Raw genomic sequence first — 20,319 nt, forward strand, 5'->3', positions numbered from 1 at the left:
CTGCGCGGCTTGAATATAGAAGTTCGTAGTTTGGGTCCTGTTTTATTGCTTCATTATAGTCGTCAATCGCGTTTTGGTATTTCTTTAGTTGGTAATAAGCATTCCCTCTTAATACCAACGCTTCAAATTTATGAGGAGTACGGTTAATTGCTAAAGTAAGATCCGGGATCGCGGCTTCATATTCACCGATCGCACAATATAATTCCCCGCGGTTTTTCAATGTTGAGGGGTATAGTTTTATGGATAAAGATTTGTTGTAGTCAATTAGCGCTTTGTCGTACATACCATCTTTAAAATACGCTTTCCCCCGATAAGCCAATGCCAGCTCGTTATCCGGGTAATCTTTTAGCATCGTGTTCCACAGAGTATAACTATTAAACCACACTTTTGTCCTGCTGTTTGACAATAATGAGAGGGTTATTGTGATCAATATACAGGTTATGATGATTACAGTAGTACCAAGTTTATTGTGAAAGGTTTTGTTTAAAAAACATTGGGTGATTAATAATAGTTCTGAGATCATCAGCGCTATTCCCGCCATTGTGAGGTACATTCTGTGGTCAGATATGGCTTGGACAACAAATATGTGTAATACCGGAAAAATTGTTATGCCCGCAAATACTGCGCCAAAAAATATTAACCGGTCTTTTTTTGCTATGTAATAAATAAAATATATTATTGCTGGGACTATAATAACTGACAAAATATTATTTAATGAATTAGATGGGTATATACACGCCAGTTTTGTGGGAAGTATAATTTTTGAAAAGTATATGCTTAATTCATAAAAGGTTAAGCGTAAATCAAACAAGCGGTTCTGGACGTTCATCATCTCCCGGGACATTCCTAAAGTTGTTATTGTAAATCCAGCCCAAGCCAGTGCGATTATGATAAACGGTATTTTATTGATTAACTGTTTAACCGCGAGTTTTCCTTCGCTATAAAAGTCTATCAAAACCAGCGCGAAGGGTATTGTAACAGCTAATGGTTTGGAGAGTAACGCTAATAAAAATAGTGTATAACAAAAAATGTGGTAGGCCCGGTTCCCTTCACGTTTTTGTGTTGAGTAGTAAATTAATGTCAGTAAATAAAATGTAGTGTATACCAAGTCATCCTGCCCGGCAATCCACGCGACGGGCTGTACCTGCAACGGGTGTATCCCGAAAATGATACTTGTGAAAATAGCGAGAAAATAGTGTTTTGTAAGGACCATGGCAAAGATGAATATTAAAGCTGTATTCAACAGGTGCAGTATAAGGCTTACTGCGTGATATCCCCGCGGATTTAACCCGAAGAACTTGTATTGCACGGCATAGAGTATGTATGTTATAGGCCTGTACTCGTAGTTGATCGGGCTGGTGAATATGTGTTTAACAGAATTTAATGTTAAAGTTTGTATCGCCGGATTCTCTGTAACCAGTAAATTATCGTCAATATTCGTGAATTTATTGTTGAAGCTCGGATAAAATACAGCGGCGCATAATATTAGTATCAACGGTAAATAAAAAGCGTATTTGTTAATCATCATACTTTTTATTATATAATAAAGGCTGACAATTTGCACTTAACCTTGCGTTTGTGTTGTTAAGAAACCTGGGTTGTTGTCGTATCAAAGGTATAATATCGTGTATCACAACAAGAGTAACAACAGAATGCTGTATCCGCCATTCATGCTTATAATGGCGTGTGTTGCTCGCTTGGTTGTCCTACTTGCGATAGTGGTGCCCTGCATACTCTTTTTTTTGACAGATTGGTTTATCCCCTGGGTAATATCTGTATGCCCGCCAATACAAAACATGGATTATGCGAAGCTATCCTCCGCAATTATGTTTTTCAAGGCCGTTCATACCCTGCCATATTTTTGGCTGGCATTATTCTCAACAATTACGGTGAGTTACATGTTTTCTTTATTTATCCGTACGGTATGGGAAAAGGCTGTTGTGTCTTCCGCGATACTTGGATTGGTAGCGTTTCATGCATACCGGTTAACATTCGACGGCGGGATTGTGTATTTACTATTACTGATACTGATATTTTTCTTAGGGCGTAAGGTCAGCGAGATTGACTGGTCAGCTAACCGGTTTGATGTGTTAATGAGAGTTTTATTATTCATCCCGTTTTTTGTTGAACTATTTATTCCCTCGCTTCTGTTGTATTACTGCGAAACTGTTGATAATGCTGTAGTGAAAAAAGTTTGTGTTTCCGCGAAAAAACTGAAACTTGTAATGCTGCTCTCGCTGATAGGCGCAAATGCCGTTATATTCACATTGTTTATGATTAAAAATGAGTACTCTAAAATTGTACCGGTGTATCCCGAAGTACAAAAACTTGCACCCGGGAATTTTTATTGTTTGGAACTGGACAAACAAAAGGAGCGTTTATATGCAAGTAAAACAGAGGCAAAAGTGTTGTACTCTTTTGACCTTAGAACTGAACCGTGTAAATATAACAAACTGGTGCTATTGACGCTGGAGTTTCAGGACCTCAGGTTTAATCCTGAAAGAAACGAATTGTACCACTGCGACCGGTTGTATGAACGGGTAACAGTGGTAGATTCAAATACGCTAAAAGTTAAACGGGTGTCAGAAAGTGTAGTTACCGGCGGGGGTAGCGCGAGGGTGGCGTTCGATAACGCGTCACGGACTATACTGGCAACACGCGAGAATGATGATGCGTGGGCGCTTAGCCTTGATTCATTAACGCCAATCAGGAAGTTTGATAATTTCGGTGACCGTAACGAATGTATTGTTTATGACAGTAAAAACAAGCGGTATGTACTCACGTATTTCGAAAAATATCCGTATATAAGGTTTGTTTATCCTGCAAATTGGAAGGTAGAAGAAATTAATGTGCCGATGTGTCAGGGCGGAATTACAATCTCTGACGAGTTAAACGAACTTTACCTTGCTTTACCGAAAAATAAAAAAGTGTATGTGTATGATCTACGGACAATGAAATTTAAGCATAGGTTCAATGTTACTTTCGGAGTACGGCAATTGGCGTATGACAATATCCATAAGTTATTATTCGCACCAAGCGCGGTGTCGGGATATATGGATATTATCGATGTTATCAACAAAAAACTTGTCCGCAGAGTGTATGCCGGCTATGCGTTGCGGGAGGTGTGTGTTTATCCGGAAAAACACTGGGTATTTATTTCATCAAAGGAAGACGGGGTTGGGAGAATACAATATCAGTAGCCTCTATTGAATTTCAATAGTAAACTTTTCTACCATCTTTACCGGATGATAAGAAAGTTTTGCTTTTCTCAGTCCCGGGATTCCGAGGTCTTGCTCGCGGTTGATGTACTCATACTTACCCATGAGAGCGTGCTCACAAAAAAGGTTGTTCAATGCCTGGTATATCCCGTGGAAGCCTTTTTCTGCTTTTTCTATGTGCACTATCGCGGTGGAGGGTTCTGTGGTTTCAGCAATGGTGAACCCCTGGATTTTATCGTCAATCATTATTACTCCGCCAAAGAGGTGAAGTTCGTGAAAGTGTTTGAGCAGTTCTGCGGTACAAATGTTTTCGTAATGAAGCGAGAGGTTGTCTTCACATTTGCGTTCTTTACACCATTTTTGTTGTAATGCCAAACATTCGTCCAGCTGCGCTGCGGTTTCCAATGCGCGGTATTCGTATTTATAACGTTTCTTGAACTGTAACACAAAATTCTTTTTTGAGTGGTACTTCTGTCCCTCAAGGTTTGTCAGGCTTGATACAAGGTATATATAATCGTCGTTGTCACGGTCATCCGTGATGTTAAACTTCCCTGATTTACGGAGTTCATACGCTATGTCATTTGTTACTGTAACAATCTCGCCGTTTATCTTCTGCGATTTGTAGTAGTCCAGGCAGCGGGTATATATATCAACAATCTTTCCGTCTGCATTCTCCTTCGGGCCGATGGGGGAGAACATGAACCGTTCGTTTTCGATTGTGCAGTCAAGGCATAGGTAGCCGTTAAGCAGTGCGGTGTTGATTTTCAGGGTGTCACGGTAACCGTATAATATCCCAAGGGTCAACTCCGAAGGTTGGGGCTGGTATTTAAGCAGGTATGACAATACTTCGTCTTTCATCTCAAAACTTAACGGTATAAAATTAGGAAACTGCGGGATCATTTATGCGTTCTTCAAATACTATTTAATTTTCTTTGGTTTGCAGAGGTGTGACGCGTCAATCGCAGTGCGTCCGCAGCTGTTGCATATATATGCCAATTCTTTTACTTTATCATTGCATAGGTGGCGGATTGTCGGAATCATTGCACCGCACCAGTCACATTTTTCGGTATGTTTATCCGTAGGGACGCACATATGCCCGCCGTCTTTTGTTTTGCAATTACACGTAGGACATACGTGTTTGTGGGTAGTATTAACTTTTTTTGTTGCCATAAATTTACCAGGCCCTTCCTTAATCTATTTTTCCGGATGTTCGGTTTTTTCTATTTTATTGAGATCAAACCCTATGGTGGTTAGTTTGTTTAATATTTCAGTATACTTTAGTTCATCCATTTTGGGTGTACGGCTTAGGATCCACAAAAACCGGCGTTTGGGTTCGCTTACCACCGCGTATTCATAATCTTTGCCTAAATCAATTACCCAGTAATCCCCGGCGAACGGCCAGAAGAAGGTTACTTTAAGTTTTGTCGGGATATCCTTGTTAGGTATCCATGCAGTACCGGTGATTGAAGAAGGTTTCCCTGCTATTGAACCTTTATTAGCGCGGTTTACTACTTTTATTTTGCCGTTAGGTAATAACGTATATTCTGCTGTTGCGGCGTAAAGATTTTTCTGGAAACTATTAGGGTATTTCGCAATTTCGTACCATAATCCCAGGTACCGCGAAAGTTCTAAACTAGGGACGGTTTCTAACGGTTTAACTGTTGCGGATACTGCTAAAGTCGGTACCGTTAAAATAGAAAGTGCCAGTATCAACCTAATAGTTCTTAACATATGCTTTATTTCTCCATTTCATTTTGTTTTCTTTATGTTCTATCATACAAGACTGTATTATACATACAATGCATCAATAAATCAAGAGGGACTATAGACAGGTTCTTTACACAAAAGTGTGCAAAGTGTGCAAAAATTCGGGTATAGTATACAGTTATTCTAGGAGTTAAATGATATAATTAATCGACGCTAAAGTGAATATATTCACAGTTGCTCCATGTATGGCATAAATATTGCAACAATGGTTGTTCGAGAAACAAAAAGAAACTGGAAAGAAAGAAGGAGAAAGAAAATGAAAAGTTTAAGAGTCGTTCTGGTAGCAGCCTTAGCATTAGCAATAGCAGCGCCGTCAGCGTTTGCATGGTATCTTTATTGGCCAACAAGCGGACGTATCAGCAGCGTAGTTGGCTGGAGAATCTGTCCTTTCCATGGCCGTGAATATCATCCCGGTACAGACATTGCAGCGCCCGGTGGACGCCGGATTGGTTCAATCGCAGCGGGTAGAGTTACTTCAGCGGGTTGGGCAGGCGGATACGGGAAATCAGTGAATATGAGCCACGCAAGCGGATATACAAGCCGGTATTCACATATGAGCTCAATCTCAACACGTCGCGGTGCATATCTTGCATCAAAAGGTAAAGTTGGTGCAGTAGGAACGACCGGCAGCAGCACTGGTAACCATCTTGATTTCGGGATCAAAAGATATGGTTCAGTAAAGGCGCCGAGATGTTCTAAAGGGCAGTATAAAACAGCCGGAACAAGAATATATCTCCGGTAATAAGATAGAATAAGTTAGTTAACGAAGGCTCCCTTGGTTGAAGAAACCAAGGGAGTTTTTGTTTGTATAGCATTAAAGGTAGTTAAAGTAATTCAACAGTTGTATTGAAAATATGTATAGAGCATACTGTAGAATATCGTGCAATACAAGTGTGAAATAAGTGTGCAAATTACACAGTTATTCTGCTAAACCGACAAAACATTATTTTTAGCCATCACAATATTTGTATTGTAATATAATCAAAATAACGATAATTGCGGTATACCCCACCCACTCTTTTGTGTATTGGCACGAATATTGCAACAATGGTTGTTCGAGAAACAAAAAGAAACTGGAAAGAAAGAAGGAGAAAGAAAATGAAAAGTTTAAAGATCGCCTTGGTAGCAGCGTTAGCATTAGCAGTAGCAGCGCCGTCAGCGTTTGCATTATATTGGCCGGTGTCAGGACGTATCAGCAGCATAGTCGGCTGGAGAATCTGTCCTTTCCATGGCCGTGAATATCATCCTGGTACAGATGTCGCAGCGCCTAGCGGGCGGAGAATCGGTTCAATAGCGGCAGGAAGAGTAACATCAGCGGGTTGGAACGGCGGATACGGGAAATCAGTGAGTATGAGCCACTCAAGCGGGTATACAAGCCGGTATTCACATATGAGCTACATCTCAACACGCCGCGGTGCATATCTCTCAGCAAAAGGTAAAGTCGGTAATGTCGGAACGACAGGTAGCAGCACTGGTAACCATCTTGATTTCGGGATTAAGAGATATGGTTCAGTAAAGGCGCCGAAATGTTATAAAGGGCAGTATAAGACAGCCGGAACAACATTGTATCTAAGATAATAAATGCTTAAGTTGTTAAGAAGTTTTACAAGGCTCCCTTGGTTAAGAAAACCAAGGGAGTTTTGTTTGCCAATATTTATGTGGAGTATGATTTTATCAGGTATATCATGGATTAACGCTGAAGATATGGGAAACGTAAACATTAAAAGTTATATTAAAAACGATACCATTCTATCCATAACAATAGAATGTCCAAAGAAATATAATCAAAAAGAAGTTGTAATCTGCAACGGAGATAAAACTTTGTATTCTTCTAATTTCACAAAAATCAGCGGGACATCAACAGTTATATCCGCAGAAATACCATATCCTGTGCGTTCACTAAAATACGAACCTCTGAAAGTGTACATTTCAAGCGCTTTAGCGGGAACAATAGATTATCTTAAGCTACCCTATGAGTATGTAAATGCAAAACCTTTAAGGTACATCAAGAATATCCGCGAATTTGAGAAACAGGATGCTATAAATCCGCCGGAGGAAGGTTTAATACTATTTCTTGGTAGTTCAAGCATTACCCGCTGGAAGAGTGTGTATGCTGATATGTCACCGTTAAAAGTTCTCAACCGCGGGTTTGGCGGATCACGGAGCGATGACTTACTTCAGTATTTCAATCGCGTGGTTTTGCCGTATAACCCAAAAACTATTGTGTATTACGAAGGCGATAATGATATTGGCGGTGGAAAAACTCCGGAGCAGTTACTGAATAATTTTAATGAATTTGTTAACCTTACCCGCAAGCATATACCCGGGTGCAGTAAGATCTTTTTTGTTTCAATAAAACCAAGCCCGGTACGTGAAAAAACATGGCTTAACTCGCAAAAAGCTAATCAACTAATACTGGAGTATACAAAAACAACAGTGGATGTTGAGTTCATAGATATTACGGCTGTTATGTTTGATAAAAATGGGAAACTGCGTACGGATATTTTTGCTAAAGATAACTTGCATATGAATGAAAAAGGGTATGAACTCTGGGCCAGTATTATAAAACAAAGGTTGTTGGGATTAAATAAGTAACCGGCTTCCCTGTTCCTGGTAATTAGAAATATTCCTGTAAAATTTTATATAATAAGATGTTATGAAAAATACATTGGTTATCACGTATATATCTATCTGGATTCTTTTCTTCACATCCGGGATTTATTCTGAGGAAATGAAGTTTGACCTCAGTTCTGCGGTTAAGCTCGGGCTGAAAAAAAACAGGTCGGTACTGCTTTCCGTAAAAGATTCGTGGTTACAGGCGGAGATCTCGCATTTACAAACAAAAGCGCAGTATAAGCCGCAACTGAATCTAACAGGTAATATTAAACGCGCATCAAGTTATGATGTCAGCAGTGCTATAACAAGTTATACCGAAGAAGGCGCTGAACCCAGTGATGCTACTACATCGGTCTCCGGTGATTCTGATAACATCGGGTTAGCGTTAACCCAACAATTCCCTATTCTACAAACCGGCGGGAAATTGTCTTTAAATTGTAACTATCTATACGAAACACAATCTGACTACCCTAATACTTCACGGCTTGGCATGGAATTTACGCAACCACTTTCCCCAGGGCAGGTGTTAACCCAAAAAAGTGAGTGGAAAGACGCAGAGGAAAGTTATTTTACTGCGGAGTTAAATTATAAATCATCACAGGAACAGTTGATCTACGATATTATCAATCAATACATAGGTTTAGTGAAAGCTGAGAAAGCGATTGAACGTATCCGGAAGTCTACTGATGCAGGGAAGTCGTTGTTGGATATCGCAAAACTAAGGCATCAAGCCGGTGAAATTGCGGAAATTGATATGTTAAACCTGGATATCCAGAATAAACTTGATGAGGATACGATTATCACGCAGGAACGCGCGTTAGCACAGCAGAGAGATGAGTTTGTCAAACTACTTGGGTTGACAAAGGGAACTACAATTATGCTTGATCCGGAAATTAGCATCAAAACATACGAGGTGTCGTATAAAGACGCGCTGGAATTATCAAAGAAAAACCGGGCGGAGTATAAACAACAAATATTGGGGATAGACGACGCGTTGGTGAACCTTAAACAAACAAAGTATAGTAATTGGCCTGATATGTCTCTTAACGCGAATTATTATCTTGAACAATTAAATACAGGCTGGACACCGCAATGGGAAGTTAATGCTGAGTTTACATTACCATTATACGCCGGCGGGATTTATAAACATAATGTTAGAAAAGCGGAAAGCAGTTACAACCTTGTCCGGCAGTCGTTTGAAGAGTTTGAGGAAACTGTTGAACGCGAACTTGACGAAATATTTTCGCAGTTAGAAATTAATAAACGCAGGATTGAAGTATTAAAACAGGCACTTAAGGCATCCGAGGAAAGTTTGAAAGTTTCAGAGCTTAGGTTTAAGATGGGCATAATTTCGTATAACGATTATTCGCAGGATATGGAACGTTACAACCAGGCAGAACAGACTGTTACGGATACGGAACTTGAAATTGTAATGCTTCACGTACGCCTGCTAAAATCAGTGGGTAAATTGTTGGAAGTATATAGTAACTGAGTTATTGATTTGAGTATATGGAGAAAATAAATTGATGAAAAACAGGAAAACGTTAATTATTGTCGCCGCTGTACTGGCGGTATTATTTATTATCCGTGCGGTAGTGGTTAATATCAAACGCGCGGTGCCCGTACAGGTTACAACACCGGTCTTAGGAAGTATTACCGCTAAAGTCCGTGCAGCAGGAACGATTACTTCCCGGAAAGTGTTCAAAATAACAGCGCCGGTATCCGGGCAGCTACAGGACATACCCTCAGAACTTAATACAGGGTCAAAGGTAAGCAAAAGCGCGGTACTCGCTATGATAAAACCTACGGAAGAAGAAATTTCAAATGCTGAGGAAGAACTTAAATCTGCCGAGATTAACCTCAAATTATCCCAACAAAAACTTGACCTCACAAAACAGTTGTTTGATATGAAAGCCGTAGCGCAACAGGAAGTTGTACAGGCGGAGATCGCGCTTATGCGTGAAGATTCTGCAGTACAAAAACTGCGTGCGCGCCTTACCGGTAAAAATGTTACTGTACCGTTTGACAGTGTTATCGTGAAAATGGGTATCAAAAACGGCGAGATAATTTCTGCCGGGTCAGAATTGTTTACTATAGCTGACATGAAAAACCTGATCTCCGTGCTTAACGTATCAGAGTCTGATATCTCAAAAATATTTGTTAAACAGCAGGTAGATATTATTGGGTCAGATTCAGAAAGTGTGCTTAAAGGTAAAGTTGAAAGTATCAGTATGGTTGCGCAGGATACCGGTGCGGATCAGGAACGCCGTGAACCTCCAAAATATGTGGTGCAGGTAACTATTGTTGTACCGGAACGCAACGAGTTACGGCTCGGGGGTAATGTCTGGGGTGAAGTCAAACTGGAAACTAAACCCAATGTTCTTAGTGTTCCCATGGAAGCTATATTATACGAAACCACGTCAGCAATCCCGCAGCCGTACCTTTATGTCATGCGCAACGGTACCGCAAAAAAAGTTTTTGTTGAAACCGGGATAAACGATACAAAAAATGTTGAAATCTCCGCTGACCTAATGCCGAATGAGCAGATAATCACCGTAGGTAATGTTAATATTAAAGATGGCAGCCGGGTGAGGTTGTTGACCCAACGTGAAATTGAGGAACAAATAGAACTTAAGTAATGAATATACTCGAAGTTTATCATGCAGGGATAGAAAACCTTTTATTAAACCGTATACGCAGTTTCTTGTCATTACTCGGTGTGATCATCGGTGTTGCGGGCGTTGTTGCGGTGGTGACTGTCGGGGACGGGGGTAAAGAAAAAATCCGTGAGTTCGTAAAACTTATGGGTACCGATACGTTTCGTATAGAATCGCTGGAATATATTACGGGTAAGCCGCAGAGTAAGTATAACCTTATCCGTATGACGGATGACGATTTTGGTGCGATAAAAAGGTATTGTTCCGCAGTTGCAGAGATCACAGAAGTAATACCGTTAATATTGAGTGCTCCGGCGGATAATGTTGTAATTGAATGTTCAGGTGTTACACCGAGTTACCGCCAGATCGCGCATGCACGCGTGCTTGAGGGTAGGTTTATTAATGAAGTTGACCTACGTGAACGCCGCGCGGTGTGTGTATTGGAAGACAGCCCGTTATTAATAAAAACGTTAGGTAAAAACCCGCGGGTAGGTGAGTTTGTGACTTTTGGGATGGATAGGTTTGAAGTCATAGGAAAAGTTAAACGCCAGAGGCTTATCTTCGAACGCGAGAACGTAGTTGAACTTTTTGTTCCTCAAACCCTGGCAAATGATAGAACCGGGTATTCAATGTTTGGCGAAGTGTTTGTCCAGGCGGTTTCACAATCAGCGGTACCGCTTGCGATGAGGCAGGTACGCGAGATGCTGAAATCGCGGTACGGCGGGCTGGAATATTTTCAGCCTATGGCACATAGCGCGTTATTGAAGGAAGGGTTGAAACAAATTAATTCATCAACAATGGTGATGACTGGTATAGCGTTATTGTCACTTATTGTCGGGGGTATTGGTATTATGAATGTTATGCTGGTGACTGTGAAAGAACGCACCCGCGAGATTGGCGTGCGTAAAGCTATCGGCGCGACAAGCAGGGATATATTGCTGCAATTCATACTTGAATCTTCTATTTTATGTATTATCGGCGGGCTCGCTGGAATTATTTTCGGTATATTAGTATCGTTTTATATTGTTCCCTTCCTGGATGTGCCTTTTGTGATATCGATACGGTCAATCGCAGTGGGGTTTGTGTTCTCAGTTGTGGTAGGTATTTTCTCCGGGACATATCCTGCGGTACAGGCAAGTAAACTTCAGCCAGTAGAGGCGTTGCGTCATGAATGATAATACGGTATTAAAAACTTGTGATATAAAAAAATCGTTTCAGCTTGGTAAACTGGTGATTGAAGTTCTACACGGGGTTAATATTGAAATCACCCGTGGCGAGATGGTGGCGTTAATGGGCCCTTCCGGTGCAGGGAAAACTACTTTACTTGGCATACTTGGCTGTCTTGACAAACCAACTGAGGGTAAGGTGTTGATTGAAGGGGTGGATGTAACTAATTATAACGACTATGAACTTGCGCAGTTGAGAAATAAAAAAATAGGATTCGTATTTCAAACATTTAACCTCATACAATTTTATAACGCACGGTATAACGTAGAACTCCCGCTTTTTTATTCGGGTATTACACAGGAAGAACGCAGTGCACGGGCAATAACCGCGCTTGAGCGTGTAGGGTTAGAGCATCGCGTTAACCACCGCCCAAATGAACTTTCCGGAGGTGAACAACAGCGGGTAGCAATCGCACGGGCAATTATTAATACCCCGCCGATACTTATTGCGGATGAACCCACGGGTAATCTGGATACGCATACGGGTGAGGAGATACTAAAAATATTTAATGCTTTGCATGAACAAGGGACTACTATTATACTGGTAACGCATAACGAAGAAATTGGTAAAGTCGCACAACGGATAATACGTTTACGTGATGGAAATTTGGTAAAATAGATATTCGAAGTATTTTTATCAGTAATAAGGAGTTTAGAGGGTTATGGAAGAAAAAAAAGGGTTGTTTAATACAAAAACTGTTATTGCTATAGGGTGTATTGTCTTAGCTACGGGGCTTGTGTGGAGCGTAAGTTCAAAAAAAGTGTATTTACACAACGCTATTCTCGCATCTAATTCATCTCTGCCTTCACCTTCGGCCGAGGTGTTGAACCTCCAGGATTCATTCGCTGCAGTAGCGGAACACGTAAAACCCGCGGTGGTAAATATTTCCACACTGCAGATAGTGGAACGCGAATTTCCGTCAGAATTCTATTTTGGGGATCCATTTGAAGATTTCTTTAATGACTTTTTTGGGGCACCGTACCCTCAGCAACGCAGGCAGCAGTATCCTAACCGCCAGCAGCAACAACGGCCGAGTGCAAAAAAGTATAAACGCCCCTCAGGTACCGGCAGCGGGGTTATCATTGATAAGGAAGGGTATATCCTCACGAATGAGCATGTTGTGCGGGATGCAAATGAAATTAAAGTTACCCTCGCGGGTGATGATTCAAAATCCTATACCGGCAAAGTTGTGGGTAAAGATGCCCGGACCGATCTTGCAATAATTAAAATTACGCGTCCCGGAGGGTTCCCATCAGTAACACTCGGTGATTCTGATAAAGTGCGGGTGGGTGACTGGGCAGTTGCTATCGGCAGCCCGTTTGGGTTGGAACAAACCGTTACTGCCGGTATAATCTCAGCTGTCCGGCAGTCGTTGGAGATTGAGAACAAGGAGTATAAAGACTTGTTCCAGACAGATGCTGCAATTAATCCTGGTAATTCCGGCGGCCCGCTGGTGAATATCCGTGGAGATGTTATTGGTATCAACACCGCGATTTATGCTCCGACCGGCGTATTTTCAGGGATAGGTTTTGCGATACCTATTAACCGTGCGAAAGAAGTTTTGGATGACCTTATACATAAAGGCAAAGTTGTGCGCGGGTATATGGGTATCGGGATACAGGAAGTAAGCCCGGCTATACGTAAACAATTTGGCATCCCCGCGGATGCCGGTGTTTTGATAAATAATGTTATGCCGAATACACCGGCGGAGAAAGCCGGGATCCAGCGGGGCGATGTCATACTTAAGTATAACGGTAAAACTGTAAAGACCGCGCGTGAACTCCAGCAAGAGGTAGCCACTACAAATCCTAAGCAAAAAGTGCCGGTTGAACTTTTGCGTGATGGAAAAAAGGTTAATACCACAATCGAACTTATGGAAATGCCGAGTGAAGAAGAACTTGCCGGGCAGCAGAGCGATGAAAATACCGGGGATACCGGTAAGATTACCGGAGAAAAGTTTGTGTGGAAAGGTTTGACTGTTATTAATACCAGTAAAAAAATAGCGGAACAATATGGTTTACCGGCAGATATGCCCGGAGTGATAGTTATAGACGTTGAGCAGGGAAGCGCAGTGGATGATGTTGGCCTTGATGAAGGCGATCTTATTCTTTCAGTGAACCGTATGAAGGCCAGGAATATTAATGAATTTGAATCTGCTGTAAAAAAAGTTAATTTAACCGACGGTGTGGTGTTTGACATTAACCGACAGGGACAGTTATTATATATAAGTTATTCAGGTGAATAATGTTGTGTTAATACAGGGATAGGGGTGCAAAGAGTATATGCCAAAAGTATTGTTAGCTGATGACGACGCAGAAATCCTGGAATTACTGACGTACTCGTTTCAGATGGAAAACTATGAGGTGGTAACTGCGATTGACGGTGAGGAAGCAGTAAAAAAAGCTACCGCAGAACTGCCGGATCTTATTGTATTAGACGTAATGATGCCGCGGAAGACCGGGTTTGAAGCACTGGAACAGATACGCAGTTACCCTGCGACAATGCTGACTCCCGTGATTATGCTTACGTCAATGTCACAATTGAAAGACCGCCTTACCGGCATAAAACTCGGTGCGGATGAGTATCTTCCAAAACCTATAGAACCTTATGAACTTATTGCCCGTGCGGAACGTTTGCTTGAACGCACAAAAGCCGCGTTAGCAATGAGCCCGTTAACAGGTTTACCGAGTAATGCTAATGCAGAGGCTGAGATAAAGAAACGGTTGGATGAAGCACACGAATTTGCGTTGGTGTACCTTGACCTTAAACGTTTTGGCAGTTATAACAAAGTTTATGGTTATGAGATGGGAGACAATATTATCCGCCTTCTTGGGATAATAACGCGTTCCGCGGTGAAAGAAATTGGTTCTCCGACGGATATGGTTGCGCATCTCGGTAGCGATGATTTTATGATTATCACGACCACGCCTAACCTGCAGCCGTTATGTGAAACAATAGCGCAAAATTTTCAAAGCCTGTCCGGAACTTCGTACTCGAAGGAAGACCAGCAGAGAGGATATTTTATCCTAAGAACCGATGCGGGAACTCAGGAACAGATGCCGTTGATAACGCTTGCCATAGGTGCAACGTTAATCCCAGCGGGGACAAAACATTTTGTTGAAGCTATTGATAAAGTAAAAAAGTGCTGGCAGGAAGCTAAACAAACCGTTCAGGATCATGTGGTTGTCAAGTAAACATCAGCATTAATACGTAACCGATAACAGCTATAGCGCCTAAACTAGTGAAGAAAGTTGTCCAGGAAAAACCTTTAGGCTTAGTATCCTTACTTTTTGTGAATTTTTTATCCTCACCTGTTTTTGTTGTGTCTGATGCCTGAACTGTTGCCGTGCTGAATTCAATCCCGGGTTTAAGGGCTTCAATTTTTTGGCCTGAAGCCGCGCTGTAGGATTTTGTTATATTACGTATGATCTTAGTTTCATTACCTGCTCCATCCCGGGTGATAAAGCTTAATACGTGCTTACCGTCAGGTAATAACCTGGCGGTTTCAAACCGTCCTTCATAATCGTGATTTACTAAGTTACCGTTTAATCTTAATTCTGCGCCTTTCTCCATCCGTCCTTTTATATACAAAAATTCGTCTTTAATCACAGCATTATCTGCCGGCGCATCAATCTCCAGCATCGGAGGTTTAGTGTCAATTATGTACGCCTGAGGCATACCAAAGTCACTTTCGAATCCTACAGCGTCAACCACAGCTGCACGCCAGTAATACTTACCGTCGGGTAAAGCGCGTTTGAGGTCAACATTTTTGCCTAGTTCTCCTACCTCATCAACTATGGTATTCAAAAACTTTTCATCGGTAGCGATTTGCAGCCGGTATTCTTTTAAACTGATATTCCGCGAAAGAAGATTAGTTTTTTGCCCGGCCTGTACAGGCTGAGGTACCGTGGGTTGCTGTGGTTGTTTTTCCTGTTGCTGTTGAACCGCTGATTTATCTGGTTGTATAATAACATTACTCTTTATGCTTTGTTGAGTGCTTACATTTTTGCCATTAGTTAAATCAGGCTGCTGCTGCGGTGTTCCTGATGGATTGTAAACAAACTCGTTTTCTTTCGGCATCTCCAATACAATTTGTCCGGCATCCATTTTCATTTTTGGGGCAAGCTGCTGCGGTACGGATGTAAATTCATCAGGGAAACGTGCGTCATACTTTATCTGCCCGGTAGTCATTGTCATTAAAGGAGGCAGCGCTACCGGCATAGACGGTGCCTGCATATATTTAACTTCAGTACCAAACCCTTCCGGCAAAGTTATGGTCTTGCCTTGTGCCGTAACTTCAGCTTCGCCTTTATAAACTGCCACTAGAGTTGTATTATCTGCTTTCACTTTTGTGCGGATATCCGGGATTACGCCTCCTTTTGCCGTGATCTTTGGTAATATAACAGTTGATTTTGTCATTACCTTAGAACGTCCCGTCCGTATTTCACCGAGGACAAGTTCAATTTCTTCACGTTTAATTTCCGGGCGGAGAATTACCATTGAGTTTTCGTTTATTTTTAATATTTCACCGCTATAAAACTTTATCTGTCCATACGAACCCATACCGGTCTTCACACCGTCTTCGTTATACAATGCGGCGTTCAACGGCGCTTTGTTCCAGGTTACCGCGTTTTTTTTGCGGTATTGCACATTATTTATTAAATTAACAAGAAAAGCTGCACGCAAGTTTTCTTTTATTAACAATATAGGTACGCGGATTCTCATGCCGGGTAGGACAGTGTTAGGGTCGTTAGCCGGGAAGTTTTTGTTGTACCTAAGGATTTCGTTCCATTTAGTAGGGTCTTTGAGGTAATAGTTTGCTACACTCCATAACGTTTCACCGGGCTTGATTACGATATCCTGAAAAATAGTGTCTTCCCCCGGTGCGGAAATGACTGCGGGAATACAAAATAGTGATAATATTATGAGGATTACAGCAGAATTAATAATTTTATGCTGTAACATCATTCTTTATCCTTGTTTGCATTCAGAATAACGACCTCGCTTTTATCATTCAATCCTATATTTTTAGGGATAGTAAATTTGAATGTTGATCCTTCTCCTACCTTGGACTCAACCCATATTTTCCCGCGGTGTCCCTCCACTGCATAACGGCAGACGGTAAGCCCGATACCCGTACCGCCCCGAGCTTGTTTACCCGGTACTTGCTGAAACTTTTCAAATATTTTATCTAATGCATCTTCGGGTATACCTTCACCGGTGTCACGGATCCAGCATAGGATTTGCTCAGGTTCGTCTACTATGCCTAATTCAATCTCGCCATCCTGCGGGGTGAATTTAACAGCGTTACCGACAAGATTTATAAATACGCGTTCGATTAAGTCGCCGTCGCACATAAAAGCGTTCATTGTTTCCGGGACCGTCAGTATCAACTTAATTCCTCTGCGGTCGGCTAACGGGCGCTGGATTTCAATCACGCGTTCGCTTATCTCACGGATGTTATGTGTAGACAGTTCAATCTTCATTTTCCCGGATTCCATCTTTGCAACGTCAAGTATGTCGTTTATCATAGTCAGTAACCGTGACGATGCGCGGTCCATTGTCTGTAACATCTTCAACTGTTGTTCTGTCACCGGGCCGCCTACGCCGTCCAATAAAAACTTTAGGAACCCGCGGATTGATGTCATAGGATTACGGAGGTCATGCGTTATGGAATGCACAAAATCGTCTTTCATTTGTTCAATTTCTTTTTCCAGGGTAATATCATGGAATACCTGTAACAATCCAAGGTCGGAACCGGTCAGTGTGCGGATGTCTTGTCCCTGAAGTTGATAATACAGTGTCCTGGTTTCTTTTGGCAGCTTGATTTCTGTGATGTACGACTCATGTTTTCCTTCCAATAACGGTTCTACCTGTAGTCTAAGCTCGTTGTTAAGGTAGTTAATAAACTTTTTGCCTTCCCACCCTGTGTCTTCGATACCAAAAATATCTTTTGCCCGTTTATTTACCAGAATAATTTTGCCGCTATGGTCTGTTAGAACAATTCCTTCCGCAATGGAAAACACAATGGCTTCTGTCTTAGCTTTCTCAGCAAGCAGTTTATCTAATTGCATATCCGCATATTCTTTTAACCGGTTAACCATCAGATTAAACGTATTCGCTAGGTCGGCTAGTTCGTCTTTTGTCCCGATTTGTACTTGATGAGTAAAATCACCGGCCGCAACTTTACGTGCGCCCTTGATAAGTTCAAATACGGGACTGCTTAACCCGCGGGCGGTGAGGAACGCAACGATTGAGGCGGATAATAGCGCCAGGATAAACCATAAATACGCGCGATTACGCATCTGGATCACCGCAGCAAAAGCTTCATTCCTGGATTGCTGCACCATAACTGCCCAGCGAAGGCCATGGGTTTCTGTCATTGCGTATGCACCAACAACGTCGGTGCCTTTGAGGTCTTTAAACTCGCCACTGCGGGTAACGACTGCGATCCGTGATGCTGAAACAGTTCCGGTACTTACGTTTTGAGTGGCGGACATATCCGTCACAAGTTTTTGTATGATATTCATACCACGTAACGATTGACGGGAATACATTATTTTTTCGTCCGGGTGTATCAGCGCACAGCCTTGGTCGTCAGTAACAAATACATACCCTGTCTGCCCTAGGTTTACCCTGTCACGTATAGTTAATACTTTGTTCCATAAGTTCTCAAGCGAGCTTGTGACATATATATAATGCTGTCCTGTAAACGGGATAACTACGTCGATTACCGGGATCGTGCTTTTAAAATGCACGGTTCCCACCTGCGCTTTCTTTGTGCGTTTTGCGCGGATAAATGCCGGGTCATTCAAATAATTCTCAAGTTTTGGTTTTTTTATGATATCTGGGTTATATGCTTTTATGATCTCGTCACCTTGTTCATCAACAAGCGCGGTATTGACAATATCGGGGTTGGAGTCAACAAACGCTACAAGCCGTGATTGGCGTTCATCCCATGTGATCCCGGGTTGCTGCTGGGTTAGAAGAATGAAATTCAGTTTTGTGAACAGGTTGTCTATATCCTGACGGATATTATCCGCAACAGTACTTGCAACCTGGATGTATAACTCAAGCGTTACTGTCTGAACACTCGTACGGTTGATGTTTATCAGCTGCATACCGGTGAAAACTAACGGTATGATTGTGACAAGTATCATTATTACTGCAATTTTAGGGAAAAGTTTTAGTCTTATATCTTTCCCGAAAAGTTTCATTTATTATTTTTCCCTATGTTTTCAAATTAATGTTGTTGCTTGCACCTAAAAAAATTGTAGATATATATCAATATTAAGTCAACTGTTAATGTATTCACAATATCAATGTTCATTTAGTATACTTTACAAAGGAATGTTGTGAGTTGATAAAAATGAAGGTATACAGTAAGGTTTAATAAATGAAAACTATACTAATCGCTGATGATGACCGTTTGATTGTTGAAACATTAAACGCAATATTGACAGAAGCAGGGTACAATATTATTACTGCGTATGACGGTGAAGAAGCGTTATCTAAGATTATTAAACACACACCAGGCCTTGTTATACTGGACATAAACATGCCGAAGATGAACGGTTACGATGTTATCACAGAAATAAAGAATCGCGTGGTGCCTATGCCCAAAACTATTATTTTGACGGTACGGGATACTATGCCGGAACAGGCGCTTGGAACAATTATTGGTGCTGATCTTTACCTCACTAAACCATTTAAAAACGCGGAACTCCGCGATAAAGTGCAGCAGTTATTGCCAAATGACTAACCTCAAAACAAAAATTAAGTTATGGCTGACATACGACGCTAAATCCGCATATCCTATTCCTCCGGAGAACGCAGAGGATCTTTATGCTGAATTTGACAGCGATGTTACAATAGGATACGTTTCATCCGCAATTACACGTAATGGTTATCAACTAACAAAAGTAGGGAATTATACGCAGTTAATGAAGTATCTTCGGAAATATGATACTTCCAACGTTTTAGTGTTCAACCTGTGTGAATGCCTGTATGGCCGAGGGAGGGAAGCTCTGGTCCCGGCTTTATTGGATCATTATAACGTAAAGTATATCGGCAGTGATCCTGTCACCATGTGTACCACACTGGATAAAGTTACTGCAAAAAAGGTTGTTGCGTACCACGGGATTAAAACCCCTGATTTTTGTGAGATAAATACTATGAATGATTCCGAACGCTGTGCATTAAAGTTTCCGGTAATCCTTAAACTGCGGTGTGAAGGTACTTCCAAGGGCATAGATACCGGTTCTGTTGTATACACCCGCAGTGCATTGGTTAAACGTACACGTGAACTTATGCGCCGTTATCCCGGTACGCAGATGATAGCGGAAAAATTTCTTACCGGTATGGAGTTTACCGTTGGAGTGACGGGTAATGCTGTGCCGGAAGCGTTACCGCCTGTACAGGTGATTATCGACGGGAAAAGTGTTTTGGGTGATAAGGTTTATACTTATGACATGGTAGCAAACCCCGGGGTTGATTACCTGTGCCCGGTTAAGGCTGGGCCTAAGTTATTGCACAAACTTAGTGTTATGGCAATAGATGCGTATAAAGCGTTGGAATGCCGTGATTTCGGGCGGATAGATATACGTACTGACTTTGAGGGCGTACCGTATTTTTTGGAATGTAATCCCTTACCGTCACTCACGGAAAACGATATCTGGCCGCTGGCGGCTGAAGCAGCGGGGATGAGTTATGACAAGATTATCGGTAAAATTATCCGTTTAGCTGAACTTCGGTATGGATTATGATGATAATGATAAAGTATTTGAATTGGGAATAAGTATTGGTGTATAATAGCGGTTGAATTGAGCTATTCG

The 20,319-nt window shown here is 41.6% G+C and carries 18 protein-coding genes; 12 read left to right on the top strand and 6 right to left on the bottom strand.

The window, feature by feature from the left end; all coding sequences use genetic code 11:
• Positions 1-1,528 (bottom strand): tetratricopeptide repeat protein (locus tag WC955_00665; GenBank protein ID MFA5857556.1); only part of this gene is annotated, 1,528 nt, incomplete at its 3' end.
• Between the two features lie 214 nt (positions 1,529-1,742).
• Between WC955_00665 and WC955_00670 the strand changes: the two genes are divergently transcribed.
• On the top strand, positions 1,743-3,200 hold the full coding sequence (locus tag WC955_00670) for a hypothetical protein (protein MFA5857557.1): 1,458 nt from the start codon (positions 1,743-1,745) through the stop codon (positions 3,198-3,200).
• A 3-nt stretch (positions 3,201-3,203) separates the two neighbouring features.
• Here WC955_00670 and WC955_00675 read toward each other — a convergent pair whose 3' ends face one another.
• Genes WC955_00675 through WC955_00685 form a run of 3 tightly spaced genes read right to left on the bottom strand, consistent with a single transcriptional unit; the run spans position 3,204 to position 4,949 of the window.
• A complete protein-coding gene (locus WC955_00675) occupies positions 3,204-4,118 on the bottom strand; it encodes a phosphatidylglycerol lysyltransferase domain-containing protein (protein ID MFA5857558.1) in 915 nt (304 codons plus the stop codon).
• 18 nt (positions 4,119-4,136) lie between these two features.
• Complete coding sequence (locus WC955_00680; protein MFA5857559.1) at positions 4,137-4,388, bottom strand: hypothetical protein; 252 nt, start codon at positions 4,386-4,388, stop codon at positions 4,137-4,139.
• A 24-nt stretch (positions 4,389-4,412) separates the two neighbouring features.
• Complete coding sequence (locus tag WC955_00685; protein ID MFA5857560.1) at positions 4,413-4,949, bottom strand: lipocalin family protein; 537 nt, start codon at positions 4,947-4,949, stop codon at positions 4,413-4,415.
• A gap of 292 nt (positions 4,950-5,241) precedes the next feature.
• On the opposite strand from WC955_00685, the gene WC955_00690 reads away from it, so the two are divergent.
• The 9 genes from WC955_00690 (at position 5,242) to WC955_00730 (ending at position 14,679) form a co-directional block, all read left to right on the top strand.
• Positions 5,242-5,727 (top strand): M23 family metallopeptidase, encoded by a 486-nt coding sequence (locus WC955_00690; protein ID MFA5857561.1) that lies wholly within the window; start codon positions 5,242-5,244, stop codon positions 5,725-5,727.
• Between the two features lie 356 nt (positions 5,728-6,083).
• Positions 6,084-6,563, top strand: coding sequence for a M23 family metallopeptidase (locus tag WC955_00695; protein ID MFA5857562.1), 480 nt, complete (start codon positions 6,084-6,086; stop codon positions 6,561-6,563).
• A 66-nt stretch (positions 6,564-6,629) separates the two neighbouring features.
• On the top strand, positions 6,630-7,580 hold the full coding sequence (locus WC955_00700; GenBank protein MFA5857563.1) for a GDSL-type esterase/lipase family protein: 951 nt from the start codon (positions 6,630-6,632) through the stop codon (positions 7,578-7,580).
• A gap of 61 nt (positions 7,581-7,641) precedes the next feature.
• The gene (locus tag WC955_00705; protein ID MFA5857564.1) at positions 7,642-9,093 is read left to right on the top strand and encodes a TolC family protein; all 1,452 of its coding nucleotides are present in this window, start codon (positions 7,642-7,644) and stop codon (positions 9,091-9,093) included.
• A gap of 34 nt (positions 9,094-9,127) precedes the next feature.
• Entirely contained in the window at positions 9,128-10,240 is a 1,113-nt protein-coding gene (locus tag WC955_00710; GenBank protein MFA5857565.1) for an efflux RND transporter periplasmic adaptor subunit, read from the top strand.
• Complete coding sequence (locus WC955_00715; GenBank protein MFA5857566.1) at positions 10,240-11,433, top strand: ABC transporter permease; 1,194 nt, start codon at positions 10,240-10,242, stop codon at positions 11,431-11,433. Before WC955_00710 ends, WC955_00715 begins: the two co-directional genes overlap by 1 nt.
• Positions 11,426-12,103 (top strand): ABC transporter ATP-binding protein, encoded by a 678-nt coding sequence (locus WC955_00720; GenBank protein ID MFA5857567.1) that lies wholly within the window; start codon positions 11,426-11,428, stop codon positions 12,101-12,103. Before WC955_00715 ends, WC955_00720 begins: the two co-directional genes overlap by 8 nt.
• 43 nt (positions 12,104-12,146) lie before the next feature.
• Entirely contained in the window at positions 12,147-13,730 is a 1,584-nt protein-coding gene (locus tag WC955_00725; protein ID MFA5857568.1) for a Do family serine endopeptidase, read from the top strand.
• Between the two features lie 37 nt (positions 13,731-13,767).
• Positions 13,768-14,679: a response regulator gene (locus WC955_00730; GenBank protein ID MFA5857569.1), complete on the top strand. Its 912-nt coding sequence runs from the start codon at positions 13,768-13,770 to the stop codon at positions 14,677-14,679.
• Here the strand turns inward: WC955_00730 and WC955_00735 are convergent.
• Positions 14,672-16,453, bottom strand: a complete 1,782-nt coding sequence (locus tag WC955_00735) for a FecR domain-containing protein (GenBank protein MFA5857570.1) — start codon at positions 16,451-16,453, stop codon at positions 14,672-14,674. The genes WC955_00730 and WC955_00735 overlap by 8 nt on opposite strands.
• The gene (locus WC955_00740; GenBank protein MFA5857571.1) at positions 16,450-18,702 is read right to left on the bottom strand and encodes an ATP-binding protein; all 2,253 of its coding nucleotides are present in this window, start codon (positions 18,700-18,702) and stop codon (positions 16,450-16,452) included. Before WC955_00740 ends, WC955_00735 begins: the two co-directional genes overlap by 4 nt.
• Positions 18,703-18,881: 179 nt before the next feature.
• Here WC955_00740 and WC955_00745 point away from each other — a divergent pair, with 179 nt between their 5' ends.
• Positions 18,882-19,247, top strand: a complete 366-nt coding sequence (locus WC955_00745; protein MFA5857572.1) for a response regulator — start codon at positions 18,882-18,884, stop codon at positions 19,245-19,247.
• Positions 19,240-20,250 (top strand): hypothetical protein, encoded by a 1,011-nt coding sequence (locus WC955_00750; protein ID MFA5857573.1) that lies wholly within the window; start codon positions 19,240-19,242, stop codon positions 20,248-20,250. The genes WC955_00745 and WC955_00750 overlap by 8 nt, the downstream gene beginning before the upstream one ends.
• Positions 20,251-20,319: the final 69 nt, after the last annotated feature.

It is taken from the genome of Elusimicrobiota bacterium (assembly GCA_041658405.1).
GTDB lineage: Bacteria > Elusimicrobiota > UBA5214 > JBBAAG01 > JBBAAG01 > JBBAAG01.